Genomic DNA, 25452 nt, shown 5'->3' on the forward strand with positions numbered 1-25452 from the left:
GGCATGTCGTGACCGCCAACAAGGCGCTGCTGGCCAAGCATGGCGTGGCGCTTGCCGAGATCGCCGAGAAGAAGGGCGTTCTGCTCAATTACGAGGCGGCGGTGGCCGGCGGCATCCCTGTCATCAAGACGATGCGCGAGGCAATGGCCGGCAACGCGGTGACGCGTGTCTTCGGCATCCTCAACGGCACCTGCAATTACATCCTGACCCGCATGGAAGCCGAGGGCATCTCGTTCGATGCCTGCCTGAAGGACGCGCAGCGGCTGGGTTATGCCGAGGCCGATCCGACCTTCGACATCGAAGGCCACGACACGGCGCACAAGCTGTCGATCCTGACCAGCCTTGCCTTCGGCACGAAGATCGCCGCCAACGACATCTATATGGAAGGCATCTCCAACATCAGCCAGGCCGACATCCGCGCGGCGGCCGATCTCGGCTACCGCATCAAGCTGCTCGGCGTCGCGCAGCGCACCGACAGCGGCATCGAGCAGCGGGTGCACCCGACGATGGTGCCGACGGCTTCGGTCATCGCGCAGGTGCATGGCGTCACCAATGCCGTGGCGATCGAGACCGACATTCTGGGCGAGCTCCTGCTTTCCGGCCCTGGCGCCGGCGGCAATGCCACCGCCTCGGCGGTGATCGGCGACATCGCCGACATCGCCAAGAGCCGGCCCGGGTTCCAGCACGCTCCGGTGTTCGGCTGGCCGGCGAAGGAACTGAAGCCTTACAAGAAGGCGCGCATGCGCAGCCATGCCGGCGGCTACTTCATCCGGCTGACCGTGCATGACCGCACCGGCGTCTTCGCGGCCATCGCAAAGCGCATGGCCGACAACGACATCTCGCTGGAATCAATCGTCCAGCAGGCTGCCGGCACGGAAACACAGGCGCAGAAAACCGTCATCCTCGTCACCCACGAGACGACGGAAGCCGCGGTGCGCAAGGCGGTCGAAGGCATCACCAAGGACGGCCATCTGACCGACAAACCGCAAGTGATCCGCATCGAGCGGGCGGAATAAGCCAGGTCCGATTCCGTCTTCAATCGATTGATTTTGCTGTCATTTCGAAAAATGACCGGCTAAGTCTTGCCGTTGTCATGGAGCTTTGCCAGAAGAAGCCCGCCTCTGGCGGGAGGCGGAGCAATTCCGGTGCTCAACCGTTCTGGGATTGCTCGACGCTAACAGACAACGAGGAATGCCCATCCATGAACATCGCCCAGAACATCGCTGCCGGCCTCGACCGGATCCTCACCATGGAAGTGGTGCGCGTCACCGAGCGGGCCGCCGTCGCGGCCGCCAGGCTGCGCGGGCGCGGGGATGAGAAGGCAGCCGACCAGGTGGCGGTCGATGCGATGCGTCAGGAGCTCAATCGCCTCGCCATCAAGGGCACGGTGGTGATCGGCGAGGGCGAGCGCGACGAGGCGCCGATGCTCTATATCGGCGAGGAGGTCGGCACTGGCAACGGCCCGGCGGTCGACATCGCGCTCGATCCGCTGGAAGGCACCACGATCTGCGCCAAGAACCTGCCCAATGCGCTTGCGGTCATCGCCATCGCGGAAAAGGGCAGCCTGCTGTTTGCGCCCGACGTCTATATGGACAAGATCGCTATCGGCCCCGGCTATCCGGAAGGCCTGATCGACATCGACGCCTCGCCGGCCGAGAACCTCGCCAATCTGGCCAAGGCCAAGGGCGTGGCGGTTTCCGACATCACCACCTGCATCCTCGACCGGCCGCGTCACGCCAAGCTGATCGACGCCGTGCGCGCCACGGGCGCGGCGATACGGCTGATCGGCGACGGCGATGTCGCGGGCGTCATCCACACCACCGATCCGGGCGAGACCGGCATCGACATCTATCTCGGCACGGGCGGCGCGCCGGAAGGCGTGCTGGCGGCGGCGGCGCTTCGCTGCACCGGCGGGCAGATGCTGGGCCGGCTGATCCTCGACACGCCGGAAAAGGTGGCGCGGGCTGAGAAGATGGGCATTTCCGACCCGAAGCGGGTCTATCGCGCCCAGGACATGGCGCGCGGCGACGTGCTGTTCGCGGCGACCGGCGTCACCGACGGCAATCTGCTCGACGGGGTGAAGTTTGGCCGCACCTTCATCACCACGCATACCATCGTGCTGCGCTCGTCCTCGCGCACGGTCCGCGAGATCAAGGCGCGCCACCAGGACCTGGAAAAGTTCTGATTTCGCCCATTTGAGCGCCACCGCGGCGTCCCGGGGAAAAACCTTCCACACTTTTCCCCGGATTGCTCGCCTGCGCCGAATTGCTCCCGCCGTCGCATATTGATATCTGCCCAAGATGATGTGCAGACGGCGCGTCGCATGACGGGCGAGAAACGGTTCTTCCTCGATGTCAGGCAGTCGGCGACCGGTGTTTCCTGGCAACACCGGCTGACCGAGCGGCAGGACATGGCCGCCTTGGCGATCGCGCAGGGCCACGGCGTGCCCGATATCGTCGCGCGGGTGCTTGCCGGGCGCGGCGTCAGCGCGGAGCAGGCCGAGCGCTTCCTCGACCCGACCATTCGCGAGCTTCTGCCGAACCCGGCATCGCTGACGGACATGGAGAAAGCGGCGGCGCGGCTCGCCGATGCGATCGTCGCCCGCGAGAAAGTGGCGATCTTCGGCGACTATGACGTGGACGGCGCCGCCTCGTCGGCGCTCCTGAAACGCTTCCTCACGCATTTTTCGGTGCCGTCGGAAATCTATATCCCGGACCGCATCTTCGAAGGCTACGGGCCCAACCCCGAAGCGATGCGGGAACTGATCTCGCGCGGCGCGAAGCTGATCGTCACCGTCGATTGCGGCACCAACAGCGCGACCTCGATCGAGGCGGCCAGGGAAGCCGGCGCCGACGTGGTGGTGCTCGATCACCACCAGGTCGGCGGCCCGCTGCCGCCGGCGGCGGCCGTGGTCAATCCCAATCGCGAGGACGATTTGTCGGGGCAGGGGCATCTGTGCGCCGCCGGCGTCGTCTTCCTTTGCCTGGTTCAGACGGCAAAGCTGCTGCGCAAAAGGCTGCCGGATGCCGCGCCCGTCGATCTGCTTTCAATGCTCGATCTGGTGGCGCTGGCGACGGTGTGCGACGTGGTGCCGCTGACCGGCGTCAACCGCGCCTTCGTCGTCAAGGGGCTGCAGGTGTTGCGCCAGCAGAAGAATGAGGGGCTGGCGGCGCTGGCGCGGGCCTCGCGCATCGGCGAGCCGATCAACACCTTCCATCTGTCCTTCCTGATCGGGCCTCGGATCAATGCCGGCGGCCGCATCGGCGACGCGGCGCTCGGCAGCCGGCTTTTGGCCACCGACGATCCCGTCGAAGCGGCAAGCATCGCCGAGACACTCGACCGGCTGAACCAGGAACGGCAGCAGATGGAGCAGGAGATGCTGGCGCAGGCGCGCACCGAGGCTGATGCCGAGCTTGCCGGCGGCAACGGTCCCGCCGTCATCGTCACGGCCAGCAACAGCTGGCATCCGGGCATCGTCGGTCTGATCGCCTCGCGGCTCAAGGATTATGCGCGCAGGCCGGCCTTCGCCATCGCCTTCAATTCGACCGGCATCGGCACGGGCTCTGGCCGTTCGATGACCGGCTTCGACCTTGGCCGGCTGGTGCGCGAGGCGGCGGCTGCCGGGCTGATCCTCAAGGGCGGCGGCCATGCGATGGCGGCCGGCATCACCGTCGAGCGTGCCAAGCTCGGCGCGTTGCGCGCTTTCTTCGAGGAGCGCGCCGCGGCCGATGTCTTTCGGCTGCAGAATGAGGAAAGCCTGGCGATCGACGGCGCCCTGGCCGCCGAGGGCGCCACGATCGCGCTGCTCGACGCGCTGGAGAAAGCCGGCCCGTTCGGCGCCGGGCACATCGCGCCGGTCTTCGTGCTGCCGCGCCACCGGCTGACCGACGCGCGCGCGATCGGCACCAATCACATTCGCGTCGACCTGCAGTCGCAAAGCGGCGGCAACATCCAAGCGATCGCCTTTCGCGCCGTCGACACTGCGCTCGGCGAATTCCTGTTCAAGAACAGGGGCAGGACCGTGCATATCGCCGGTTCGCTGTCGGGCAATTACTGGAACGGCAACCGCACGGTGCAGTTTCGCATCAGTGACGCAGCTCTCGCGTAGCAATCGGGGAATTCAGACCAGAACGGACTGCAGCCGGGTCAGTTCGCTGATCTGGGACATCGTCGCCTGATAACCGAGGCTGATCGCCTCGTCGGCGCGGTGGAATTCCGTCAGACCGATATGGCTGAGCTTCGGCTGCAGCGACATGTCGGGCGGATCGCCGGCGAGCCTGGCGCGCGAAATCCGGTCCTGGATGATGTTGAAGGCTTCGACCATGACACCGGTGATGCCGAGCCGCGTCTGGTGCGACTGGGGATTGACCTGGCCGGGGCGCGGTGCGTCTTTCTCGACGACCAGCTCACCGGCGCTGTGCTTGATGACGGCGGCGCGCCCGAAAAGGTCGTAGTGCAGGTTGACCGCCACGACGAGCGGCTGCTCGTAGGCGCGGCAGACCGAGACCGGCACCGGATTGACCAGCGCGCCGTCGACCAGCATGCGGCCGTTGCAGGGCACCGGCTCGAAGACGCCGGGCAGCGCATAAGAAGCCCGCATGGCGGTGACGAGCGAGCCGCTCGACAGCCAGATCTCATGGCCGGTGCGGATTTCGGAAGCAACGGCGACGAACGGCTTCGACAGATCGTCGAAGCGGGCGCCGTCGAGATGCTCGCGCAGGCGCTGGTCGAGCTTCATGCCGCCGAACAGGCCGCTGCCGCGCAGATTTAGATCAAGCAGGCCGAAGATACGCCGCTTGGTCAGGCTCCTGGCGAATTCCTCCAACTCGTCCAGCTTGCCGGCCAGGTAGCAGCCGCCGACCAAGGCGCCAACCGAAGTGCCGGCGATCATCGATACTTCGATGCCGGCCTCGTCAAGCGCGCGCAGCACGCCGATATGGGCCCAACCACGGGCACAGCCGCCGCCAAGCGCCAGCGAGATGCCCGCTTTCCTGCCTGGTTTCGGATCGGGCACGCCGCCGGACGATGCGGGGCCGTTGGCCTCACGAACGTCAGGTTTGCTGCGCAATGACGCCCATTCGAGCATCATGATCTCCCTTGTCCCATGTCCCTTCTACCGCAAGGATATTTGAGAATAGTGAATTTGAGTGGTTTGTGAATATTGAATGGTTCACACCGGCTTCCGATACGTTTCTTCCGCATCGAACAGCGGCCTGCTGCCGTCGCCGGCAAGCGTCGCTTTGCCGTCATCCAGCCCCACCGTCCGATAAAAACAAGAACGCCGTCCGGTGTGGCAGGTTGCGTCGTGGCCCAACACTTTCACGCGCAACCATATCGCGTCCTGGTCACAATCCGTGCGCATCTCCACGACCTGCTGGAAATTGCCCGAGGTCTGGCCCTTCTTCCACAGCGCATTGCGCGAGCGCGACCAGTAGTGGGCAATGCCGGTTTCCAGCGTAAGCGCCAGCGCCTCGGCATTCATATGCGCGACCATCAACAGCACGCCGTCACCGGCATCGGTGACGACGACGGTGACGAGGCCCGCGGCGTCGAAGCGCGGAGAAAAGACGGAGCCTTCCTCCAGCGCTTTCTTGCTTGAGGGAGCTTTTGGAAATTCGACTGCCGACATCGCCGGTCCTTACGTGTTTTGGCCGGCGACGGCCGGCAAATCAGCCGCCTGCGCGCACCATGGTTACGAAGCGGACCTGCTCCTCGGGCGTATCCTTGAAGACGCCGGTGAAGGTCGAGGTCAGCGTGGTCGAGCCCTGCTTGCGGATGCCGCGCATGGCCATGCACATATGCTCGGCCTCGAGCATGACGGCGACGCCGCGCGGGTTGAGCACGTCCTGGATGACGCCGGCGATCTGCGCGGTCATCGCTTCCTGCGTCTGCAGGCGATGGGCGAAGATGTCGACCACGCGCGCGATCTTCGACAGGCCGACGACCTTGCCGTCCGGCAGATAGCCGACATGCGCCTTGCCGATGATCGGCACCATGTGGTGCTCGCAATGCGAATGGAACTTTATGTCCTTGACGATGACGAGGTCGTCATAGCCGGCAACCTCCTCGAAAGTGCGGCCAAGCTCGTCGGCCGGGCACATGTCGTAGCCGTTGAACATCTCGCGGAAGGCTTTGGTGACACGCTTCGGCGTATCGACCAGGCCTTCGCGGTCCGGATTGTCGCCGGTCCAGCGCAGCAATGTGCGCACGGCGGCTTCGACCTCGGCTTCGCTCGGCCGGTCGGTGACGGGCTTGTCCAAATATTGTGAAGGGGGCATGATTTTCTTGATGACGGCATCCATAAAGGCGTCTCCCGTAGTCCCACTCAAAGGTGGGACGAGTTGAACGGACCATGACCTTTTGGGTGAAAATCGCCCATTTCCATCCCGCAAGCGGCGTGAACAGCGGGGCAACGAAGGCAGCTTCCAGCCGCCTTGTCGATGCCCGACTGCCACCATTATATATGGTTGGAGCGGAGCGAAAGGAAGACGCGAGAGCGGCAAACCCTGTTCGCTGGGCGGCGACGGATTGGAAAAATATGATCGACGACGTCTACAATGCGAAAATTCTCGGCTTCGCCGGAAATATCGGGCGTATCGGCCGGCTCGATCATCCCGACGCGACCGCCAGGGCGCATTCCAAATTGTGCGGCTCGACCGTGACCGTCGACCTCAAGATGGACGGCGATGTGGTCACCGATTTCGCCCATGACGTGAAGGCCTGCGCGCTCGGCCAAGCCTCGTCCTCGATCATGGCCCAGCATGTGGTCGGCGCCAAGGCCGGCGAATTGCGCGCGGTCCGCGAAACCATGCTGAGGATGCTGAAGGAAAACGGCGCGCCGCCGGAAGGACGCTTCGCGGACCTCAAATATCTGGAACCGGTGCGCGACTACAAGGCGCGTCACGCCTCCACCATGCTGACCTTCGACGCGGTGGTCGACGCGATCGGCCAGATCGAGAAGAAACGCGCCGGACAGGCGGCCTAAGGACAAGGCTAGGCCGTTCTCCTGGTTACAGCGAATTCGCTTCGGATCCAGTCGGCGAACGCCCTGGCCGGCTCCGGCAGGTTCTTCAAACTTCTGGCCACCAGCCAGTAGGCGCCGGAAGCGACATCGATATCGAACGGCTTGATCAAAGTCCCCGAAGCGAGTTCCTCGCCGACCTGCAGGAGATCGCCGAGCGCCACGCCATGGCCGAGCAACGCGGCCTGTTTGGAAAGCGAGACGTCGGTCAGCATCGGGCCGCGCGCGGGGATCGCCTCGGCGGGCACGCCGGCCGCCTGGAACCAGCGCGCCCAGCCCTGGCGGTTTTCCTCATGCAGCAGCGTGTAATGGCGAAGGTCGATCGGCTTTTCCAGGGGAGGGCCGGCGGCAAGCAGCGCCGGCGACAGGACCGGTGAATCGACGGTCGAGGCCAGGCGCTCGGCCTCGCTGCGCGGCCATGACGTGGCGTGCGCGCTGAAACGCAAGGCGAGCTCGGGCTGATCGCTGCGGAACTCGATCGGCCGTGGATCAACTTCGAGGGAAACGTCGATATCGGGTCGAAGTTGGCGAAAGCGATTGAGCCGTGGCACCAGCCACACCGCGGCGAGCGACGGTTCGACGCTGACGCGCACGACGGCTTGCGCTGGCGAGGCCGTGAGCTCGGAAAGCACGCGGTCGATATCGTCGAAGCTTCTCACCAATCGGCCGAGCAGCCGATGTCCCGCATCCGTCAGTTCGACGCGGCGATAGAGGCGCAGGAACAGCGGTCTTCCCAGAAAGGTCTCGAGCTCGCGTATCTGCCGGCTGATCGCGGCCTGTGAGACATAAAGCTCCTCTGCCGCCCGGCTGAAGCTCAAATGCCGGCCGGCCGTCTCGAAGCTTCTCAATGCCGTCAGCGGCAGGCGGCCCCGCTTCATTCGCATAACCTCAAGTTATCCGAGACGGAAATTATACTCGTTTGAGGAGGAAGGCCAGCGGCAGTCTAATCCGTGTCAAAGGAGACCTGCCATGAACGAGTTCCTGGCCATTTTCAGCGACGTGGTACGGATAGCGACCTTCCAATGGCGTGGTGGGGTCGTGCGGGACAGCCGCCATGGCCGCCGCGATCTTCCTTCCCACCATCGCCCATGGACCGGCAGCCATCCCGTCCGGCGCTCCAGGGGTTAAGGGCATTGCGTTTCAGCGCCGAAGCCCACATCTATCGCGCAGTGAAACAGGCTGCGGAGCGATGGGCGACCATCACGGACATACGCACCGGCCGATCCAGCAGGGACGCAATTGGCCGGGGCCATGGCGCAAGACGCCTGGGCGCATCCTCGGCACGTCACTCGTGCGCCTTTATCAGCTGACGCTTTCAGGCTTTGTCGGCAACAGCTGCCGGCACCTGCCGACCTGCTCCGAATACGCGCATGAGGCGATCGCCCGCCATGGCCTGTGGGCCGGCGGCTGGATGGGGCTGTTCAGAATCTCACGCTGCGGGCCGTTCGGAACGCACGGCATCGACCGTGTGCCGGAGGTGCTTGCGGCGCGCTATGTCTGGTTCATGCCCTGGCGCTACTGGCGGATCGGCAAAAGGCGCAGCGAAACCGAAATCTGATTGCTTCGCCGTCACGCGCGACCCGGATTTTAACGGTCCGGTAGGGTTAACGCGAAGCTGCACAAACATTGCCAATTTGAGACAAAATCGAGACAAGTCGCGTCGCTAAGCCGCTCCCGCAATCTCATACCGGAGTGACTTCGCCATGCACCAGATGGACCGCTATCCCTTCATTTTTGCCATCGTCCTTTTCCTTCTGGCCTGGATGCTCGGCTTGCCGGTGCGGGCGCAATCGGCGCCGCTCGACGACATCCGCTGCACGCTGATCCAGGATGCGCAAAGCGGCGCCACGCTTTACCAGGACGGCGTCTGCGACCAGCGCGTCAGCCCGGCCTCGACGTTCAAGGTGCCCCTGGCGCTGATCGGCTATGACGCAGGCATCTTAAGCGACGCGCACACGCCGAGCTGGGACTACAGGCCGGAATTCAAGGCGGCGAAGCGGGACCAGAAGGCCGTCGATCCGACGATCTGGGAACGCGATTCCATCGTCTGGTATTCGCGCGAGATCACGCGGCGGCTCGGCGCCGAGAAGTTCGCCGGCTACGTGTCGAAATTCGGCTATGGCAACAAGGACGTCTCGGGCGATGCCGGCAAGGACAACGGACTGACGCAATCCTGGATCAATTCCTCGCTGGAAATATCGCCGGTCGAGCAGACGGCGTTCCTGCGCCAACTGCTCGCCGGCAAGATGCCGGTTTCGGCGAAGGCGCATGAAATGACCAAGGCAATCCTGCCGACCTTCGCGGCAGGAGACTGGACGGTGCAGGGCAAGACCGGCAGCACCAGGCTTGGCCAAGGCGGCAGGCGCTCGCTTGGGTGGTTCGTTGGCTGGGCCGAGAAGGACGGCCGCCGCATCGTCTTTGCAAGGCTGGTTCTCGACACCAAGCGTACCGACGAGCCGAAAGGTCTCGCGACGCGCGCGGCGTTCCTGAAGGATTTGCCGCAACTGGTGAAGTAGCCTCTCTCAGACGCTGCGGCGGGCGCGCAGGATGTGTCCGCCGGAATTGCTTTTGGTGCTAGGGGACCTGGCAAAGCGCGCGGCAATATCGCCGTTGTCGAGGTCTTCGATGTCGTCGAAGCCAAGATCGGCGAGGGCCTTTGCCAATTCATCGGGAACGAAGAAGCTGATCCAGGGCTCGCCGACCGCCGCGACGCGCGCCGCGTAGAAGGCAAGCGTCGCCCGGCCCGCCGCGTCACGATCCTCGGCCGGCTCGCTGTAGTCGAAGACGACCTCCGAGCCGGGGAGACCGGCAATGTAGCCAAGCGTGGCAAAAATCGCTTCGCGCGTCAGGTAGGGCACGACGCCCAGCCAGATGAAGAAGCTCGGCTCGTTCGTTTTCAGACCTGCCGCCGCCAATTCGCCTGCCAGACTCTGGCGTTCGAAATTGACCGGCACGAAGGCGGCGCCGGCCGGCTCGGCAAGACCGGCTTCGGCGATGCGTTGGCGCTTCCAAGCCTGTGTCGCCGGGTGATCGACCTCGAAGACCGCGAGGTCGGGATATGGATTGCGCAGCGCAAAAGTGTCGAGGCCGGCGCCAAGCACCACGACTTGGGCGACGCCGCGTCGCACCGCCGCCGCTAGCCAGTCCTCGGCGAGGCGGGCGCGTGAGGCAACGAACAGGCGCATGCGGCGCCCATGCTCGTCTTCCTGAGAGAGTTCCCCGGCGTTCGGCGCGGCCTCGCCCAGAATCGGGAGCGCGTAGGGATCGCGAAACAGCGCCGCTTGCGGTGAGAATTGATGAAGGGCCCGCAAGCGCGCGACGCGCAGGGCGGTTCGGCTTGGGGATGCGTCTTCCATAGTTCGTATACAAGCTGCGCCGCGCTCTGTTCACAAGCCCGCGCGAAGCGCCTGCGACACTACTGGCGACATTTCCTGACGGGCCGCTCTTTACCTGACGCGGCACTGCCTCTAAAACCGCGCCGCTGCCGGACGCCTCCGGCTAACCCTCTGCATGCAGCAACGCATCCTGCGACATGCATTTCACCACCCGCGCTCGTTTGCGGGACTGGATAGGAGAATTCTGATGCCGAATTCCGTTTCCCTGACATTTCCCGATGGTTCCGTCCGCGACTACGACGCGGCGCTGACCGGCGCTGGCCTTGCCGAGTCGATCTCAAAGTCGCTGGTCAAGAAGGCTGTCGCCTACAGCCTCGACGGCACCGTGCGCGATCTTTCCGATCCGCTCGGCTCGTCCGGCAAGGTCGAGATCATCACCCGCGAGGATCCGCGCGCGCTGGAGCTCATCCGCCACGATGCGGCGCATGTGCTGGCCGAGGCCGTGCAGGAGCTATGGCCGGGAACGCAGGTGACGATCGGGCCGGTGATCGAGAACGGGTTCTACTACGACTTCGCGAGGAACGAGCCGTTCACGCCGGACGATTTTCCGGTGATCGAGAAGAAGATGCGCGAGATCATCCAGCGCAACAAGCCGTTCACCAAGGAGGTGTGGTCGCGCGAAAAGGCGAAGAAGGTTTTCGCCGAGAAGGGCGAGCGCTACAAGCTCGAGCTGATCGACGCCATACCTAAGGACCAGGACCTCAAGATCTACGCGCAGGGCGACTGGTTCGACCTCTGCCGCGGTCCGCACATGGCTTCGACCGGGCAGATCGGCAACGCCTTCAAGCTGATGAAGGTCGCCGGCGCCTATTGGCGCGGCGATTCCAACAACCCGATGCTGACGCGCATCTACGGCACCGCCTGGGCCGACCAGGCGCAGCTCGACGCCTACCAGACGCTGCTGGAAGAGGCCGAGAAGCGCGATCACCGCAAGCTCGGCCGCGAGATGGACCTGTTCCATTTCCAGGAAGAAGGGCCTGGCGTCGTCTTCTGGCACGCCAAGGGCTGGAAGATGGTGCAGAACCTGATCAACTACATGCGCCGGCGCCTCGACGAGCACGGCTATCAGGAAGTCAACGCGCCGCAGGTTTTGGACAAGAGCCTGTGGGAGACGTCGGGACATTGGGGCTGGTATCGCGACGCGATGTTCAAGGTGACCGTCGCCGGCGACGATACCGATGACGACCGCGTCTTCGCGCTGAAGCCGATGAACTGTCCGGGACATGTGCAGATCTTCAAGCATGGGTTGAAGTCCTACCGGGAACTGCCCGTGAAACTTGCGGAATTCGGCAATGTGCATCGCTACGAGCCGTCCGGCGCGCTGCACGGGCTGATGCGCGTGCGCGGCTTCACGCAGGACGACGCGCATATCTTCTGCACGGAGGAGCAGCTGGCCGCCGAGTGCCTGCGCATCAACGACCTGATCCTGTCGACCTATGCCGATTTCGGCTTCGACGAGGTCAGCGTGAAGCTGTCGACGCGGCCGGACAAGCGCGTCGGCACCGACGAGGCCTGGGACCATGCCGAGGCGATCATGAGCAATGTGCTGGAGACGATCCGCACGCGCTCCGGCAACCGCATCAAGACCTCGATCAATCCGGGCGAGGGCGCCTTCTACGGGCCGAAATTCGAATATGTGCTGAAGGACGCCATCGGTCGCGAATGGCAGTGCGGCACCACGCAGGTCGACTTCAACCTGCCGGAACGCTTCGGCGCCTTCTATATCGGCTCGGATTCGGAGAAGAAGCAGCCAGTGATGGTGCATCGCGCCGTCTGCGGCTCGATGGAGCGGTTCCTCGGCATCCTGATCGAGAACTATTCCGGCCATTTCCCGCTGTGGTTCGCGCCGCTGCAGGTGGTGGTGGCGACGATCACCTCGGATGCGGACGAATACGCCTTGAAGGTCGTCGACCGGTTGAAGGCCGCGGGGCTGCTCGCCGAAGCCGACCTGCGCAACGAGAAGATCAACTACAAGGTGCGCGAGCATTCGCTCGCCAAGGTGCCGGTCATCCTCGTCTGCGGCAAGCGCGAGGCGGAAGAAGAGACCGTCAATGTCCGCCGGCTGGGCTCCCGCGACCAGGAATCGCTGAAGCTCGAGGACGCGGTGAAGGCTCTCGCCGACGAGGCGGTCTCGCCGGATCGCAAGCGTCGCGCGGCGGCCTGACATACCTACACTTTCTAAAATGGCGGTGGCCGGTCCACCGCCATTTTCATATGCCTGTCACGCCAGCCCTGTAACGAGCCGCCATGCTCAAGTTGAAACCGCGGGAAAGACGTTTTCCCGAGCTCTCCTATGCCAACCCGCATCAGCCGGTGCTGACGCGCTGGTTCATCCATTCGGTCGAGGGCCTGTCCGGCCGCGACCGTTTTGCCGTGCTTTACGATTTCTGGCGCCGTCAGGTGGTGCCGACCGACGATCGCGTGTTCAGCCGTATGCTGGAACTGATCGACGTCAAGGTCCGCAACGCCGTGCAATGGCCGCCGCCGGCGCTGCCGGACACACCGCTGGTCATCGTAGCCAACCATCCCTTCGGCATCGGCGACGGCATTGCGGTGCTGTCGCTGGTCGAGCAGCTCGGCCGGCCTTTCCGGGTCATGATCCACAAGGATCTGCTCAGGATCCGCGAGATGGAGCCCTATTCGCTGCCCATCGATTTTTCCGAAACGAAGGAAGCGCTGAAGAACAATATGGCGGTGCGCCATGAAGCGGTGCGCCTGCTGAAGGAAGGCGTCACCATCGTCGTCTTCCCGGCCGGCGGCGTCGCCACGGCGCCGAAGGGTTTCGGCCGCGCCATCGACCTGCCGTGGAAGATGTTCCCGGCCAAGCTCGTCCAGGACGCCAAGGCCTCGGTCATCCCGATGCATTTTTCCGGCCAGAACGGCCGCCTGTTCCATCTCGTCAGCGGCCCGATGAACATGGCCGAGCGCGACAACCGCGTGGCGAAGTTCATCGGCAAGGCATCGCTGACGCTGCGCACTTCCTTGCTGATCCGCGAGTTCGCCCGTTTGTCGGGCAAGGCCATCGAGGTGCGCATCGGCGATGTGCTGAGATGGAGCGACCTCGAGCCGCTGCGCGACCGCAAGGCGCTGCTCGATCGACTCTATCGCTCGGTCTTCGACCTGGCTGCTCCCTCCGCGCAACGCAGCCGCGTGCCGTTCCTGCAAAAGCGGATGCGCAAGGCGGCCTGACAGCTCAGATGTATCAGTCCGCGCCTTCTTCGGGATCGATGGCCGAGGACTCGTTGGCAACGACCTCGATTTCCTGGTTCTGGCCGGCGACCACCGTGAAATCCTTCTGGTAGATGCGGTCGCGGTTCTTGGCGATGATGGTGTACTGACCCTCGGCCAGCACCATCGAGGCGAAGGCCCCGACCGCTTCCTTGATCGGATCGCCGCTCTCGTTGAGCAACGACCAGGACGTGTCGGCGATGGCTTCGCCGCCGGGCTCGCGCACCAGCTTCATCGTCATCTCAGCCGCCCGGTGCTCGACGGTTGCCTCGGTCAGCTTGCCGGCCTCGACGCGGATATCGGAGCGGATCACGGCGTTGACCGCGCCATAGGTGGAGACGACGTGATAGGTGCCGGCGTTCAGCCGCACCACGGTGTTCGGCGCCACGTCGGGGGCGATCAGCGCGCGGTCGCCATTGGCGGCGGGATGGTCTTCATAGATCGAGAAGCGCAGTTTCTTCGACTGGATTGGGGCGCCGCCCGATGTCACCGCGTCGAGCTTGAGGCCGCCGGCGTCGAGCACCAGGCTTTCGTGCCTGGCCTCCTTGCCGACACTGATGCGCTTGGTGGCGCCGGCGCGCCCATAGGAGGCGTGGACGAGATAGCTGCCGGGGTCGAGCTGGAACACGGCCGTGCCGCCATGGGCGGACGCCACCATCGGGAGCTTGCCGTCGCTGGACGGCTGCGGCTTGAACACCCGCCAGACAATGCCCCGGGTGATGTCGGCGCCCTTGTCGGTCAGTTGCGCCGAGAGCGTAATGGCGCCGCCGTTGCCGAGCGCCAGCGGTGCTCCTGTCTTCGGCGTCGCGTAGCTCGAAATGCCTGGAAGCTTGAGGTCGCCGACATCGTTGGCGTTCTGGGCCAGCGCGAAAGAAACCGGCACCGCGAACAACGCAGCGACGAGCGCGATCACGAAAAGGCGCAGGATCCCCTCAAACATGCCTTGCGTTGAAGCCCAAGGCGGTGGCAATTTCAAGGCTTAAGAGTTCGAGGCCTTGCGCCGACGGCTCTTTATGTGGCGCAAAACGCCACCGCCCGAGCCGCCCGACATCCCGATGGCGTGCTTCAGCTCAAAATTGAACACTATAGAATGCTGAGGAGACTTGCGCCCATGGCGTCGCCGATCATCGACTTCCTGCTCACCCGCAATTCCGCGCCGATCCCGGACCTCAAGGAGCCGGCGCCGAGCGATGCCGAGATCGCGACGATGATCGCGGCTGCCTCGCGCGTTCCCGACCATGGCCGGCTCGAGCCCTGGCGCTTCATCCTCTACCGCGGCGAGGCGCGCGTCGAGATCGGCAAGAAGCTGGCAGCACTTGCCGAGCAGCGCGAGGGGCCGTTGCCGGAGGGCAGGCGCAACCAGGAACTGGCGCGCTTCTCTCGTGCGCCGCTGGTGATCGGCGTCGTGTCGGTGCCGAGGGAGAACCCGAAGATCCCGCAATGGGAGATGTTCCTGTCCGGCGGCATGGCAGCCATGAACCTGATGATCGCGGCGAACGCGCTGGGCTACGGCACCAACATGATCAGCAACTGGTACTCCGATGTGCCGGAGGGCAGGGCGATCCTCGGGCTCTCGCCGCAGGAGCGCGTTATCGGCTTCGTCCATATCGGTTCCTATCAGGGGCCGGCGCCGGAGCGGCCGCGGCCCGATCCAGCCAAGCTCTATGCCGATTACGCCGGTCCCTGGGCGGGGTGAGCGGCCTAAAGCGCGTCGCGATCTTTCAGATTCGCTCCGTCGCTTTTACGCATGTCTTTATCCCGAAACCGGTTCCCACTTTCGGGAGACATGCTTTAGGGACGCCGCGAAGGAGTGTGGGACAGTTCACGCTCCTTCGATGCGCCCGCCGAGGGCAGGATGGGCACGGCGCGCTGTCATGACAGCGCGCACGTAGCCGGGCTCACCGATCCGGATGCTGCCGTCCGACAGGCCCAGGATGCGGTCAAGCGCGATCTCGTAGAGCCTGACACGCCTTTCCAGGGCCTCGATCGCGATGTCCATGTCGGCATCGCTGCCGCCGGCGAACGCCTTGGCGATCACGTCGTGCGTGGCCAGGCCGAACTGCATGACGATGTCGGCAACGCCTTCGGGATCGAAAGTCCGGAATGTTCCGTCGTCGACGCCCTGGCGGATGATCTCCACCAGGATCGGCGAGAAGGACTTGCTCGCCGCCAGATTGATGCGGTGGAACAGCACCAGGTTTTCCGGCCGGAACATTGTCTCGAACAGCGCCCAGGCTTCCGCCGCGGTCTCGACCTTGGCCTGGCGCGACTGCGCGAGGAGCGCGTTGAGGCGTCCAAGCGGATCGAGTTCCGGATCGTCGACAATCTTCTGGACACCGGCCAGCGCATGCCTGGCGAAACGCTCGGCCAATGCCTCCAGCAGCGCCTCCTTGGAGGCGAAGTAGTGATAGAAGGCGCCCTTTGAGACGCCGGCGGCCGCGATGACGTCGTTGAGGCTCGCTTTGTCGTAGCCATGCGTCAGGAACAGGGCCTGGGCATGGTCCAACAGTTCTTCGCGCCTGATTTCGGGATGCTTGATGATGCGAGGCATGGCGAAACCTTGTGCATGCGGCGGCCGTTCTCGTCCAGAGCGCCGTGGGTGCCTTGAGTTATAGACCGACGGTCGGTATAATAGACCACCGGTCGATATCGGCCAAATCGCGGCGGGCGGCACGTCATGGAAGGTTGGTCATGATCTCGAGATTGGTTGTCCAGACATTCGTGTGGTTCGGTGTGATGGGCACGCTGATGTTCGTGTCCGCAGGAACGCTACACTGGTGGGGTGCCTGGGTGTACATAGTCGTGATGGTCGGACTGAGCCTCACCATGGGCGTGGCGCTCGCCCGGCGCGATCCCGGCCTGATGAACGAACGCCTTCGCCCTCCGATCCAGAAGACCCAGACAGCCGCCGACAAGATAGTGCTGAGCATATTGCTGGTCGGTATCTTCGCATGGCTGGCCCTGATGGGGCTCGACTTCCGTTTTGGCTGGTCGGCAGCTCCCGCTTGGGTGCAGGCGATCGGGATGCTGGTCCTGCTCGTCGGTATCTGGATCTGCTATCTCACGATGCTGGAAAACAGTTTCGCGGCGCCTGTCGTGAAGATCCAGGACGAGCGTGGGCAGAAGGTGATCACCACCGGTCCATACGGTTATGTACGCCACCCCATGTATGCGGGCGCCATAGTCTATTTCGCCGGAACGGCGCTGGTGCTCGGCTCCTGGTGGGGGCTGGCATTGGTGCTCGTCTTCATCGTCCTGCTCGCCATCCGCACCTTCATCGAGGAAAAGACTTTGCGGACCGGCCTGCGGGGATACGACGAGTACGCCGCGCGCGTCCGCTACAAGCTGATCCCGATGGTCTGGTAATCTCAGGTGCCCGACGCCTTGGCGCGGGCCAGCAAACGCTCAGCCAGGCGCAGATGCGGCCGGTCATACATCTTGCCGTCGATGCCGACGACGCCCGGGTTTCCCGCCGCCGCGAAGGCGTCGACGATCGCCTGCGACCGCTCGACCGCTTCGGCGGAGGGCGTGAAGGCTGCGTTGATGACCGGCACCTGCGTCGGATGGATCGCCATCTTGCCGGCGAAGCCGTCGCGCTCGGCTTCGCGGCATTCCTTCTCGAAGCTGGCCATGTCGCGGAAATCGGGAAAGACGGTATCGATAGCAGCAACTTCGGCCGCTCCCGCCGCCAGAATGGTCATGCTGCGGGCGAGGCGGAACACGTCGGTATAGCGGCCGTCCTCGTCGCGGGCCGCCCGCGCGCCGATCGCGGCAGACAAGTCCTCCGCGCCCCAAGTGAAGCCGGCGAGCCGCGCGCTTGCCCCGGCATAGCTTGCCGCCGCAAGCACGCCAGACGCGGTCTCGGTGATGATCGGCAGGATTCTCATGGCGCCATCCGGCAGTCCGTTTTCGGCCTCATGCACCCGAAGCTTCGCCGCGAGCTGCTGGACATCCTGCCCGCTGTTCGACTTGGGCAGCATGATGCCGTCGGGCTTTGCCGGCACGAGGGCTGCGAGGTCGTCGTCGGTGAGTCCGGTGGATAGGTCGTTGACCCGCACATAGACGGCGGGACCCGTCCGGCGCCTTTGGTTCGAGATGAAGCCGGCCGCGGTCGCGCGCGCCGCAACCTTGTTCGCGGCGGCGACGGAGTCCTCGAGATCGACGATGACCACGTCGGCGCCGGCCTCGAATCCCTTTTCCAGCTTGCGCTCGGAATCGCCGGGCACGAACAGCAACGAGCGCATCAGGCCGCCTTCTTCAGCATCATCGCCTGCCTAGTGCATTTGGCGACAAGAACGTCGTTCTGATTATAGGCCCGGTGCTCGAACTCGACGATGCCGCGATCGGGCTTCGACTTGGACTCGCGCACGGAGACGACCGTCGTCTCGACCCGGATGGTGTCGCCATGGAAGACGGGGTGCGGGAACACCGTTTCCTTCATGCCGAGATTGGCGACCGTTGTGCCGACGGTGATGTCGTTCACCGAAATGCCGATCATGAGGCCGAGCGTGAACAGCGAGTTTACCAGCGGCTTGCCCCATTCGGTTTTCGCGGCGAAGTCGAAATCGATGTGCAAAGGCTGCGGGTTGAGCGTCATGACTGAAAACAGCATGTTGTCGCTCTCGGTCACGGTCTTGCGCAGCGTATGATGGAAGACATGGCCGACGACAAACTCTTCCAGATAAAGCCCGGCCATGATCCATCTCCTGCAATTTCACCGCTTGATAGGCGTTGGCTGCGTCTCCATCAAGCCGGTTAAGAAATATGGTGAACCGTTCGTAAACCATTTCCAGCCTACCGTTCACAACGGGGCCGGGGACATTCCGGCAAGGGCGTAGCTGGTCGGCATGGTTGTTTCGCACTTTCTAAAATGGATTGATACGGCAAGGGTTTCCGAGCGTGCCGCCGCCGCGAGCGCGCTGGCGCGAGCCTATATCAATTCCGATCTGCCGTTCGAGGATCGCTGCGCCGCCGAGGCGGCGCTGACGCTGCTTCTGGACGACGCCTCCGCCAAGGTGCGCCTGGCGCTCGCCGAGGCGCTGTCGATGAGCCATCACGCGCCGCCGCAGGTGATCAGCGCGCTGGCCGCCGATCAGCCGGAAGTGGCGGCGCTGGTGCTGGCGCGTTCGCCGCTGCTTACCGATGCCGATCTGGTCGAGCGTGTCGCCTGCGGCCAGAAAGCGACGCAGACGCTGATCGCCAACCGCCCGGTCGTCTCGATGTCGCTGGCGGCGGCAATCGCCGAGATCGGCGAACCGGAAGCCTGCGCGGCTCTGGTCGGCAACAGCGGCGCCGAGATTGCTTCGCTCAGCTTCCGCCGCATGGCCGAGCGGCATGGCCACGTGCCGTTGGTGCGCGAGGCGCTGATCGCCGATCGGCGCCTGCCGGCCGACTGCCGCCATATGCTGCTGGTCAAGCTCGGCGAGACCTTGAAAGGATCGCCGCTGGTCCTGGCGATGATGGGCGCGGCGCGCGCCGATCGCGTCATGCGCGATGCCTGCGTGAAGGCCTCGGTGACGCTGATCGAGGGAACCCGCATGGAAGAGCATGCCGCGCTGATCGAGCATCTAAGGCTGCGCGGCGACCTCACCGCCAGCTTCATCATCCGCACCATCGCGCATGGCAAGGTCGACTTCTTCGGCTCGACTATGGTGGCTTTGGCCCGACAGTCCGAGCAGCGGGTGACGGCGCTTCTGGCCGGCGGGCACGACGTGGCGCTGCAGGCGCTGTTCCGCAGCGCCGGACTTGCGCCGGCGACGCATGGCATCATCCTGCGCGCGCTGAAAGTCTGGCGCGAGGTCGCCAATGGCCGGCGTGTCGCCGGCGTGCAGGAAGTGAGCTGGCTGATGCTGAAGGAACTCGGCGGCCAATCGGCCGAGGGCGATCTTGCCGGACTGGTGAAGTCGATTCATCTCGACGCGCTGCGCGAAAACGCGCGCGGGCACGCGCTGGCGATTGCCGCGGCCTAGCGCTTATCGGGTCTCAACTGAGCTCCTGGGCAAGTCCGACAAGAAGCCCTTCAGGCCCACGGATGTAGCAGAGCCGATAAACGTCCTTGTAGCGGACCACCTCGCCAACGAGCTCGGCACCGTGCTTGCGGAGCCCCTCCAGCGTGTCGTCAATGTCGTCCACGGCGAACATGACGCGGAGATAGCCCAGGGCGTTCACTGGGGCATTGCGGTGGTCCGCCACGGTCGATGGCCTGAGGAAGCGGGACAGTTCCAGCCGGCTGTGGCCGTCCGGCGTTCGCATCATGGCGATCTCGACATGCTGGTCGCCCAGTCCGGTGACACGTCCGGCCCATTCCCCTTCGATCGTGGCACGCCCTTCGAGTTCAAGGCCGAGCTCGCGAAAGAAATCAACCGTCGCATCGAGGTCCTCGACGACGATACCGATGTTGTCCATTCGTTTGAGCGCCATCTGTCCACCTAAGTATCGACCAGTCTGATAAGGGACCTTTCGGATCCGGTCCGACCTGAAACGCGACATGTCCCTATTTGTTCAGGCACGACCCTTTGCAAAGAAATCCGGATAGTCCTCCATCGCCGCGGCAATGATGCGCAGCGAGGCGGCGATCCGCAGCATTTCCAGCCGATCGCTGCGTTCGCCAATGCTGGCCGCATATTGCCTTGCCACCGCGAGGGTCGCGGTCTGCGGCTCGCCCGGCCGCCGGAACAACAATTCGCGCGCCAGGCCGCGCAGGAAATTGCCGATGGATTCGACTGTCTCGCGCGGCACGGCGGAGTCCAGTTGCGCATGGCGCAGCCGCAGCACCTCCAATCCAACGGTGACGGCGGCGATGCTGCCGCCAAGAATGGGGTCGCCCCTGCGGCCCGTTCGCTGCACCTGCGGCATCAACTGGTTGATCCGGTCATAGGCGAGGCTTTCGAAAGCCGAACGCCGAGGTATCCGCTCATGCAGGCAAAGCCGCGCCAGATCCTCGCGCATCGCCTGCGAGATACGCTCCACGGTGACCCAAGGGTCGGCAGGCAGCACGACGATGAAGACGCCGATGGCGATCAGAATGCCGACCAGGATCGAGGCCGAGCCCGCGAAGAACGGCCCGGGATCATAGATCATCTGCTGATGCGGGCTGAGGAAGGCGAGGAAGTTGATGGCGAAAGCGGTGGCGACGCCGACATGGCGTGGATTGGCCATGCCGAGCGCCGCAGGCACCAGGATCGGCACGACGAAGAGCATGAACCAGCCGAAGCCCGGCAGCGCCGGCAGCGCGACCTGGCCGACCAGAAAGGCAAAAGGCAGCGCGATCAGCGTGCCGGTGAAGAAACCCCAGGCCGACTGCACGGGATCGGGACGCGTCGCGAACAGGCTGGAGACCACCGCGACGAGGATGACGGTGCCGGCCGCTTCCGACCATTTGGTCGTCAACCAGAAGACGGCGACGAGCAGCGTCGCGAGCGCGGCGCGCACGGCGTTGCGCCACGCGGCCTGATAGTCGCGGTGGACGACCAGCGCCGGCTGGCTTCGCTCATTCGATTTCCGGGAGACTGGCGAGCGAAGCGCATCGAGGCCGTCCAACACCTGTTTCAGCGCTTCGGCAAAATCACCGGCAATGGTGAGGCGAGTGATGGTGCCCACCTTGTCCTCGGCGGCATCGTTTGCACCGGCATCGTCGGGAAGGGCCGGCACCTCTCTGGCCTTGCCCGCGATCGCGTCGAGCCGCGCCACCCAAGGGCCCGTGTCGTCGAGCGCGCCGGGTGTCGCCGCCAGCTCGCCGACAAAGGCTTTCAAGTCGCGTCGCATCGGGATGAGCGCCGCATTCTTTGGCGCGCGGTGGCTGTGCAGCGTGCGCGCCGCCGACAGCGCCCACAGAAGCTGACCGATGGTGCGCCGCACCGGGTGGGCGCGGGGGGCGAAGCTCGGCGCTTCCAGGCGCGCATAGGTGCGCATTTCAGCGAGCGTCTGGGCGTCGGTGATCAGCTTGCGCTGGAGCGCGGCAAGGCTTGCCGGATCGCCGTCGGAAAAGGCGCCGCCGGCATATTCGGCGAGGTCGAGGATGCTGCGCTTCAGCCTGGAAATGATGGCGTCGGCCGCGAGCTTCGGCAGGATCAGCCGGCTGGTGACGCCGGCGCATAGGATGCCGAGCACGATCTCGGCGCAGCGCGCGATGGCGAGATCGACAACGACGATCGGTTGGCCGAGCGCCGGCAGGCTGATGATCATCGCCGTGTAGCCGGCAAGCGCCGCGCCATAGGCCTCCGGGTTGCGCAACAGCGAGGATACGAGCGTGCAGATGCCGACCCAGAGCGCCAGGACTGTGATCAGCAGCCAGGGATTGGCGCCGGACAGGGATGTTATGCCGATCGCGGCCAGGCCGCCGGCCAGTGTGCCGAGCAGCCGGTAGAAGCCCTTCGCCAGCACCATTCCGGCCACCGGCTGGGCAACGATGAACACCGTCATCATCGCCCATTGCGGATGGTCGAGCTTCAGCGCGTAGGCGGCAAGCAGCGCGATCAGCCCGGCCGAAACCGTGCGCAAGGCAAAGATCCAGTCCGAACGGGTCGGCTGCGTCAGACCGCTTAACGATGTCCCGACAAGCTCTTTCAGACGCGTCCAGGTCACATTCGTCTCCGTACAGGAGCCTTTATGGACCCTTCCGCGATCAGATATCCAGCACGTCGGTCTCGGCGAATTCGGCGCGCTCCTGGATGAAGCGGAAACGCGCTTCGGGCTTGGTGCCCATCAGCGCGTCGACGGCATCCTTGGTGGCCTGCTCGGCGTCGATCACGTCTACCCGCAGAAGCGTGCGCTTCTTCGGATCCATCGTGGTCTCCTTGAGCTGCGAGGCCATCATCTCGCCCAGGCCCTTGAAGCGGCCGATCTCGACCTTGCCGCGTCCGGTGAATTCGGTGCGCAGCAATTCGTCCTTATGCGCGTCGTCGCGGGCATAGCCGACCTTGCCGCCCTGCCGGATCGAATAGAGCGGCGGCACGGCCATGTAGAGATGGCCGCCGCGGATCAGGTTCGGCATCTCCTGATAGAAGAAGGTGATCAACAGGGAAGCAATATGCGCGCCGTCGACGTCGGCGTCGGTCATGATGATCACGCGGTCGTAGCGCAGGTCCTCGTCGCGGTACTTCGAGCGCGTGCCGCAGCCGAGCGCCTGGATGAGGTCGGAGATCTGCTGGTTGGCGGCAAGCTTGTCGTTGCCGGCGCTGGCGACGTTGAGGATCTTGCCGCGCAGCGGCAGCACCGCCTGGCTGGCGCGGTCGCGCGCCTGCTTGGCCGAGCCGCCGGCCGAGTCGCCCTCGACGATGAAGATCTCGGCGCCGGCGGCCGCATTCTGCGTGCAATCGGCGAGCTTGCCCGGAAGGCGCAGCTTGCGCACCGCGCTTTTGCGCGAGACTTCCTTTTCCTGGCGGCGGCGCACACGCTCGTCGGCGCGCGCGATGACCCATTCGAGAAGCTTCGAGGCTTCCTGCGGATTGTCGGCAAGCCAATGGTCGAACGGGTCGCGGATGGCGTTTTCGACGATGCGCATCGCCTCGATGGTCGCCAGCCTGTCCTTGGTCTGGCCGACGAATTCCGGCTCGCGGATGAACACCGACAGCATGCCGGCGGCCGAGATCATCACGTCCTCGGTGGTGATGATCGAGGCGCGCTTGTTGCCGATCAGGTCGGCATAGGCGCGCAGTCCGCGCGCCAGCACGTTGCGGAAGCCGGCCTCATGCGTGCCGCCTTCGGGAGTTGGAATCGTATTGCAGTAGGAGTTGAGGAACCCGTCGCCGCCGAACCAGGTCACCGCCCATTCCAGCGAACCGTGGCCACCCTGCTTGTCGCTCTTGCCGGCAAAAACCTCGCGCGTGACCTGGAACTCGTCGCCCAGCGTCGCCTTGAGATAGTCCTTCAGGCCGCCGGGGAAATGAAACTCGGCCTTGGCGGGCGTCTGGTCCTTCTCCTTGATGAGGGACGGATCGCAGGTCCAGCGGATCTCGACGCCGCCGAACAGATAGGCCTTCGAGCGCGCCATGCGATAAAGCCGCGCCGGCTCGAAGGCGGCGCCCTTGCCGAAGATCTGCTCGTCGGGGTGGAAGCGGGTCCTCGTGCCGCGGCGGTTATGAACCTCGCCCAGATGCTCGAGGCCGCTGACCGGGACGCCGCGGGAAAAACGCTGGCGGTAGAGCTGGCGGCCGCGCGCGACCTCGACCTCGAGGTGGTCGGACAGCGCGTTGACGACCGAAACACCGACGCCGTGAAGGCCGCCGGAGGTCTCATAGACCTTGGAGTCGAACTTGCCGCCCGAATGCAGCGTCGTCATGATGACTTCGAGCGCCGGCTTCTTGAATTTCGGATGCGGATCGACCGGGATGCCGCGGCCATTGTCGGTGACAGTCAGGAAGCCGTCGGCGGAAAGCTCGACATCGATGAAGGTGGCGTGGCCGGCCACGGCTTCGTCCATCGAATTGTCGATGACCTCGGCGAACAGGTGGTGCATCGCCTTGTCGTCGGTGCCGCCGATGTACATGCCCGGACGGCGCCGCACCGGCTCGAGACCCTCCAGCACCTCGATATCGGCGGCGCTGTAGCTTTCGCTGCCGTCGCGGGCGGCGGTCGAGCGCTTCGCGGCCTGCACCAGCGGATCGGCGGGGCGCGAGGGGGCGCGCACCGGCTGTGCCTGCTTTTCCATCTTGCCGAAGAGATCGTTGCTGTCGTCCATGCTGGGCCTAGCGTCCGGTAATGCGAATCACGGCTCGATACTGCCACGCTTTTGGCGGGCGAACGAGTTCCTGTTCCGTTCAGGGATCAAACTGTCTCTTATTCCAAAACCATTCGATAACCAAGCCGGCCGAAATAGGGCGATCGGCGGGTCACGGGATTCCTGATTCTTTAACATTAACGCCTAGCGTGGGGCCCAAACCAACAAAAGACCACGGGCGTCAGGGGTTTCGTTGTGCGGGGCAGGGCCATAACCATGATCGGTATCGCAGCCGTCTTCGGCGCGATCTCGATCTTTGCGGCGGATTTTTGGGTCAAGAGCCAGGCAAAGGCTCAGTCCGAGGTCAAGGTCGTCACGGTCGAAGCTCCGCAGCAGCCCAAGGTCGAATTCAAGACCATCGTGGTGGCTCAAGCGCCGCTGCGCTATGGAATGGAGCTCGGACGGCCGCAGCTCGCCGAGATCCCGTGGCCGCAGGATTCGCTGCCGCAAGGCGCTTTCCCGACGATCGACAAGTTGCTTGCCGACGGCAGCCGCGTGGTGCTGTCGCCGATCGAGGTCAACGAACCGGTGCTGCTCACCAAACTGTCGGGACCGAACGGTCGCGCCACGCTTTCCAACATGCTGTCGCCGGGCATGCGGGCCGTCACCATCCGCACCGACGAAATTGCCGGTGTCGGCGGCTTCGTCACGCCGGGAGATCGGGTCGACGTCGTCCTGACGCGCGATGCGGGAGACATCCAGGAAGTATCCAAGAACGCGCAAGGGGCGGCCGGCTCGACGGTCACCTCCGAGATTGTGGTCTCCGACGCCAAAGTGCTTTCGGTCGGGCAGGGCGCCGACGAGCGCAAGACCGAGCCGCAGGTCGCCAATTCAGTCACCCTCGAGGTGACCAACGAAGGGGCGCAGAAAGTGGCGCTCGCCCGCACCGTCGGCACCTTGTCGCTGTCGTTGCGGTCCGCGGCCGACGCCAGTGCCAGCAAAGGCGGCCTTACGACGATCTCTTCCTTCGGCGGTTCGGTTGCCGCAAACGCCGAGGCAAGTGCGGCCTCGCTCGTCAATGCGGTGACGAAGGGCCAGGACGAGCCGAAATTCAGGACGGTGATCGTGACGCGGGGCGAGAAGGGCGGAGA

At 64.6% G+C, this 25452-nt stretch carries 24 protein-coding genes; 12 read left to right on the plus strand and 12 right to left on the minus strand.

Annotation, left to right across the window (positions count from 1 at the left end; all coding sequences use genetic code 11):
• The 3 genes from EOA23_RS13220 to recJ form a co-directional block, all read left to right on the plus strand.
• Nucleotides 1-1016 (plus strand): homoserine dehydrogenase (locus tag EOA23_RS13220; protein WP_145966424.1); only part of this gene is annotated, 1016 nt, incomplete at its 5' end.
• Nucleotides 1017-1201: 185 nt separating this feature from the next.
• Nucleotides 1202-2185: a class II fructose-bisphosphatase gene (glpX, locus tag EOA23_RS13225; protein WP_127304449.1), complete on the plus strand. Its 984-nt coding sequence runs from the start codon at nucleotides 1202-1204 to the stop codon at nucleotides 2183-2185.
• A 138-nt stretch (nucleotides 2186-2323) separates the two neighbouring features.
• Nucleotides 2324-4108: a single-stranded-DNA-specific exonuclease RecJ gene (gene recJ / locus EOA23_RS13230; protein ID WP_127304450.1), complete on the plus strand. Its 1785-nt coding sequence runs from the start codon at nucleotides 2324-2326 to the stop codon at nucleotides 4106-4108.
• A 12-nt stretch (nucleotides 4109-4120) separates the two neighbouring features.
• Here recJ and EOA23_RS13235 read toward each other — a convergent pair whose 3' ends face one another.
• The 3 genes from EOA23_RS13235 to folE form a co-directional block, all read right to left on the minus strand.
• Nucleotides 4121-5086 carry a patatin family protein gene (locus EOA23_RS13235; RefSeq protein ID WP_127304465.1) on the minus strand — a complete coding sequence of 322 codons (966 nt, stop codon included), beginning with the start codon at nucleotides 5084-5086 and terminating at the stop codon, nucleotides 4121-4123.
• Between the two features lie 84 nt (nucleotides 5087-5170).
• Nucleotides 5171-5629, minus strand: a complete 459-nt coding sequence (hisI, locus tag EOA23_RS13240; RefSeq protein WP_127304451.1) for a phosphoribosyl-AMP cyclohydrolase — start codon at nucleotides 5627-5629, stop codon at nucleotides 5171-5173.
• A gap of 40 nt (nucleotides 5630-5669) precedes the next feature.
• Nucleotides 5670-6302, minus strand: a complete 633-nt coding sequence (gene folE / locus EOA23_RS13245) for a GTP cyclohydrolase I FolE (RefSeq protein WP_040981569.1) — start codon at nucleotides 6300-6302, stop codon at nucleotides 5670-5672.
• 236 nt (nucleotides 6303-6538) lie between these two features.
• Between folE and EOA23_RS13250 the strand changes: the two genes are divergently transcribed.
• Entirely contained in the window at nucleotides 6539-6985 is a 447-nt protein-coding gene (locus EOA23_RS13250) for an iron-sulfur cluster assembly scaffold protein (RefSeq protein WP_126060462.1), read from the plus strand.
• 8 nt (nucleotides 6986-6993) lie between these two features.
• On the opposite strand, the gene EOA23_RS13255 is transcribed toward EOA23_RS13250, so the two are convergent.
• Nucleotides 6994-7899 (minus strand): LysR substrate-binding domain-containing protein, encoded by a 906-nt coding sequence (locus tag EOA23_RS13255; RefSeq protein WP_127304452.1) that lies wholly within the window; start codon nucleotides 7897-7899, stop codon nucleotides 6994-6996.
• A 311-nt stretch (nucleotides 7900-8210) separates the two neighbouring features.
• Between EOA23_RS13255 and yidD the strand changes: the two genes are divergently transcribed.
• Together yidD and blaOXA are read left to right on the plus strand one after the other, a co-directional pair.
• Nucleotides 8211-8579: a membrane protein insertion efficiency factor YidD gene (yidD, locus tag EOA23_RS13260; protein WP_127304453.1), complete on the plus strand. Its 369-nt coding sequence runs from the start codon at nucleotides 8211-8213 to the stop codon at nucleotides 8577-8579.
• Nucleotides 8580-8724: 145 nt separating this feature from the next.
• Nucleotides 8725-9537 carry a class D beta-lactamase gene (blaOXA, locus tag EOA23_RS13265; protein ID WP_127304454.1) on the plus strand — a complete coding sequence of 271 codons (813 nt, stop codon included), beginning with the start codon at nucleotides 8725-8727 and terminating at the stop codon, nucleotides 9535-9537.
• Between the two features lie 6 nt (nucleotides 9538-9543).
• Here blaOXA and EOA23_RS13270 read toward each other — a convergent pair whose 3' ends face one another.
• Nucleotides 9544-10377 (minus strand): SAM-dependent methyltransferase, encoded by an 834-nt coding sequence (locus EOA23_RS13270; RefSeq protein WP_126060466.1) that lies wholly within the window; start codon nucleotides 10375-10377, stop codon nucleotides 9544-9546.
• A 226-nt stretch (nucleotides 10378-10603) separates the two neighbouring features.
• On the opposite strand from EOA23_RS13270, the gene thrS reads away from it, so the two are divergent.
• Nucleotides 10604-12580, plus strand: coding sequence for a threonine--tRNA ligase (gene thrS, locus EOA23_RS13275; RefSeq protein WP_127304455.1), 1977 nt, complete (start codon nucleotides 10604-10606; stop codon nucleotides 12578-12580).
• Between the two features lie 83 nt (nucleotides 12581-12663).
• On the plus strand, nucleotides 12664-13605 hold the full coding sequence (locus tag EOA23_RS13280) for a GNAT family N-acetyltransferase (protein ID WP_127304456.1): 942 nt from the start codon (nucleotides 12664-12666) through the stop codon (nucleotides 13603-13605).
• A gap of 13 nt (nucleotides 13606-13618) precedes the next feature.
• Here the strand turns inward: EOA23_RS13280 and EOA23_RS13285 are convergent, their stop codons facing one another.
• Nucleotides 13619-14584, minus strand: coding sequence for a hypothetical protein (locus EOA23_RS13285; RefSeq protein ID WP_127304457.1), 966 nt, complete (start codon nucleotides 14582-14584; stop codon nucleotides 13619-13621).
• Between the two features lie 171 nt (nucleotides 14585-14755).
• On the opposite strand from EOA23_RS13285, the gene EOA23_RS13290 reads away from it, so the two are divergent.
• Nucleotides 14756-15340: a nitroreductase gene (locus EOA23_RS13290; protein WP_126060470.1), complete on the plus strand. Its 585-nt coding sequence runs from the start codon at nucleotides 14756-14758 to the stop codon at nucleotides 15338-15340.
• Between the two features lie 126 nt (nucleotides 15341-15466).
• On the opposite strand, the gene EOA23_RS13295 is transcribed toward EOA23_RS13290, so the two are convergent.
• Nucleotides 15467-16195 carry a TetR/AcrR family transcriptional regulator gene (locus EOA23_RS13295; RefSeq protein WP_127304458.1) on the minus strand — a complete coding sequence of 243 codons (729 nt, stop codon included), beginning with the start codon at nucleotides 16193-16195 and terminating at the stop codon, nucleotides 15467-15469.
• A gap of 140 nt (nucleotides 16196-16335) precedes the next feature.
• On the opposite strand from EOA23_RS13295, the gene EOA23_RS13300 reads away from it, so the two are divergent.
• Nucleotides 16336-17010: an isoprenylcysteine carboxylmethyltransferase family protein gene (locus EOA23_RS13300; RefSeq protein WP_127304459.1), complete on the plus strand. Its 675-nt coding sequence runs from the start codon at nucleotides 16336-16338 to the stop codon at nucleotides 17008-17010.
• A 2-nt stretch (nucleotides 17011-17012) separates the two neighbouring features.
• Here the strand turns inward: EOA23_RS13300 and EOA23_RS13305 are convergent, their stop codons facing one another.
• Nucleotides 17013-17888 (minus strand): CoA ester lyase, encoded by an 876-nt coding sequence (locus tag EOA23_RS13305; protein WP_127304460.1) that lies wholly within the window; start codon nucleotides 17886-17888, stop codon nucleotides 17013-17015.
• Nucleotides 17888-18340: a MaoC family dehydratase gene (locus tag EOA23_RS13310; RefSeq protein WP_126060474.1), complete on the minus strand. Its 453-nt coding sequence runs from the start codon at nucleotides 18338-18340 to the stop codon at nucleotides 17888-17890. Before EOA23_RS13310 ends, EOA23_RS13305 begins: the two co-directional genes overlap by 1 nt.
• 151 nt (nucleotides 18341-18491) lie before the next feature.
• On the opposite strand from EOA23_RS13310, the gene EOA23_RS13315 reads away from it, so the two are divergent.
• On the plus strand, nucleotides 18492-19613 hold the full coding sequence (locus EOA23_RS13315; RefSeq protein ID WP_127304461.1) for a DUF2336 domain-containing protein: 1122 nt from the start codon (nucleotides 18492-18494) through the stop codon (nucleotides 19611-19613).
• Nucleotides 19614-19626: 13 nt separating this feature from the next.
• Here EOA23_RS13315 and EOA23_RS13320 read toward each other — a convergent pair whose 3' ends face one another.
• The 3 genes from EOA23_RS13320 to parE form a co-directional block, all read right to left on the minus strand.
• A complete protein-coding gene (locus tag EOA23_RS13320) occupies nucleotides 19627-20064 on the minus strand; it encodes a VOC family protein (RefSeq protein ID WP_127304462.1) in 438 nt (145 codons plus the stop codon).
• An 81-nt stretch (nucleotides 20065-20145) separates the two neighbouring features.
• Entirely contained in the window at nucleotides 20146-22227 is a 2082-nt protein-coding gene (locus EOA23_RS13325) for an FUSC family protein (protein WP_127304463.1), read from the minus strand.
• A 40-nt stretch (nucleotides 22228-22267) separates the two neighbouring features.
• Entirely contained in the window at nucleotides 22268-24322 is a 2055-nt protein-coding gene (gene parE, locus EOA23_RS13330) for a DNA topoisomerase IV subunit B (RefSeq protein ID WP_042644243.1), read from the minus strand.
• 255 nt (nucleotides 24323-24577) lie between these two features.
• On the opposite strand from parE, the gene cpaB reads away from it, so the two are divergent.
• The coding region (cpaB, locus tag EOA23_RS13335; protein ID WP_127304464.1) for a Flp pilus assembly protein CpaB at nucleotides 24578-25452 on the plus strand (875 nt) is incomplete at its 3' end.

This window comes from Mesorhizobium sp. M2A.F.Ca.ET.042.01.1.1 (assembly GCF_003997405.1).
Classification (GTDB): domain Bacteria; phylum Pseudomonadota; class Alphaproteobacteria; order Rhizobiales; family Rhizobiaceae; genus Mesorhizobium.

What these genes read in the sequence shown, in the direction of transcription:
- folE (WP_040981569.1), bottom strand. Translation starts at nt 6,302, where the DNA reads ATGGATGCCGTCATCAAGAAAATCATGCCCCCTTCACAATATTTGGAC.
- blaOXA (WP_127304454.1), top strand. Translation starts at nt 8,725, where the DNA reads ATGCACCAGATGGACCGCTATCCCTTCATTTTTGCCATCGTCCTTTTC.
- EOA23_RS13320 (WP_127304462.1), bottom strand. Translation starts at nt 20,064, where the DNA reads ATGGCGCTCAAACGAATGGACAACATCGGTATCGTCGTCGAGGACCTC.
- glpX (WP_127304449.1), top strand. Translation starts at nt 1,202, where the DNA reads ATGAACATCGCCCAGAACATCGCTGCCGGCCTCGACCGGATCCTCACC.
- EOA23_RS13305 (WP_127304460.1), bottom strand. Translation starts at nt 17,888, where the DNA reads ATGCGCTCGTTGCTGTTCGTGCCCGGCGATTCCGAGCGCAAGCTGGAA.
- EOA23_RS13285 (WP_127304457.1), bottom strand. Translation starts at nt 14,584, where the DNA reads ATGTTTGAGGGGATCCTGCGCCTTTTCGTGATCGCGCTCGTCGCTGCG.
- EOA23_RS13255 (WP_127304452.1), bottom strand. Translation starts at nt 7,899, where the DNA reads ATGAAGCGGGGCCGCCTGCCGCTGACGGCATTGAGAAGCTTCGAGACG.
- parE (WP_042644243.1), bottom strand. Translation starts at nt 24,322, where the DNA reads ATGGACGACAGCAACGATCTCTTCGGCAAGATGGAAAAGCAGGCACAG.
- EOA23_RS13300 (WP_127304459.1), top strand. Translation starts at nt 16,336, where the DNA reads ATGATCTCGAGATTGGTTGTCCAGACATTCGTGTGGTTCGGTGTGATG.
- EOA23_RS13295 (WP_127304458.1), bottom strand. Translation starts at nt 16,195, where the DNA reads ATGCCTCGCATCATCAAGCATCCCGAAATCAGGCGCGAAGAACTGTTG.
- EOA23_RS13250 (WP_126060462.1), top strand. Translation starts at nt 6,539, where the DNA reads ATGATCGACGACGTCTACAATGCGAAAATTCTCGGCTTCGCCGGAAAT.
- EOA23_RS13315 (WP_127304461.1), top strand. Translation starts at nt 18,492, where the DNA reads ATGGTTGTTTCGCACTTTCTAAAATGGATTGATACGGCAAGGGTTTCC.
- hisI (WP_127304451.1), bottom strand. Translation starts at nt 5,629, where the DNA reads ATGTCGGCAGTCGAATTTCCAAAAGCTCCCTCAAGCAAGAAAGCGCTG.
- thrS (WP_127304455.1), top strand. Translation starts at nt 10,604, where the DNA reads ATGCCGAATTCCGTTTCCCTGACATTTCCCGATGGTTCCGTCCGCGAC.
- EOA23_RS13290 (WP_126060470.1), top strand. Translation starts at nt 14,756, where the DNA reads ATGGCGTCGCCGATCATCGACTTCCTGCTCACCCGCAATTCCGCGCCG.
- EOA23_RS13270 (WP_126060466.1), bottom strand. Translation starts at nt 10,377, where the DNA reads ATGGAAGACGCATCCCCAAGCCGAACCGCCCTGCGCGTCGCGCGCTTG.
- EOA23_RS13310 (WP_126060474.1), bottom strand. Translation starts at nt 18,340, where the DNA reads ATGGCCGGGCTTTATCTGGAAGAGTTTGTCGTCGGCCATGTCTTCCAT.
- yidD (WP_127304453.1), top strand. Translation starts at nt 8,211, where the DNA reads ATGGGCGACCATCACGGACATACGCACCGGCCGATCCAGCAGGGACGC.
- EOA23_RS13235 (WP_127304465.1), bottom strand. Translation starts at nt 5,086, where the DNA reads ATGCTCGAATGGGCGTCATTGCGCAGCAAACCTGACGTTCGTGAGGCC.
- recJ (WP_127304450.1), top strand. Translation starts at nt 2,324, where the DNA reads ATGACGGGCGAGAAACGGTTCTTCCTCGATGTCAGGCAGTCGGCGACC.
- EOA23_RS13280 (WP_127304456.1), top strand. Translation starts at nt 12,664, where the DNA reads ATGCTCAAGTTGAAACCGCGGGAAAGACGTTTTCCCGAGCTCTCCTAT.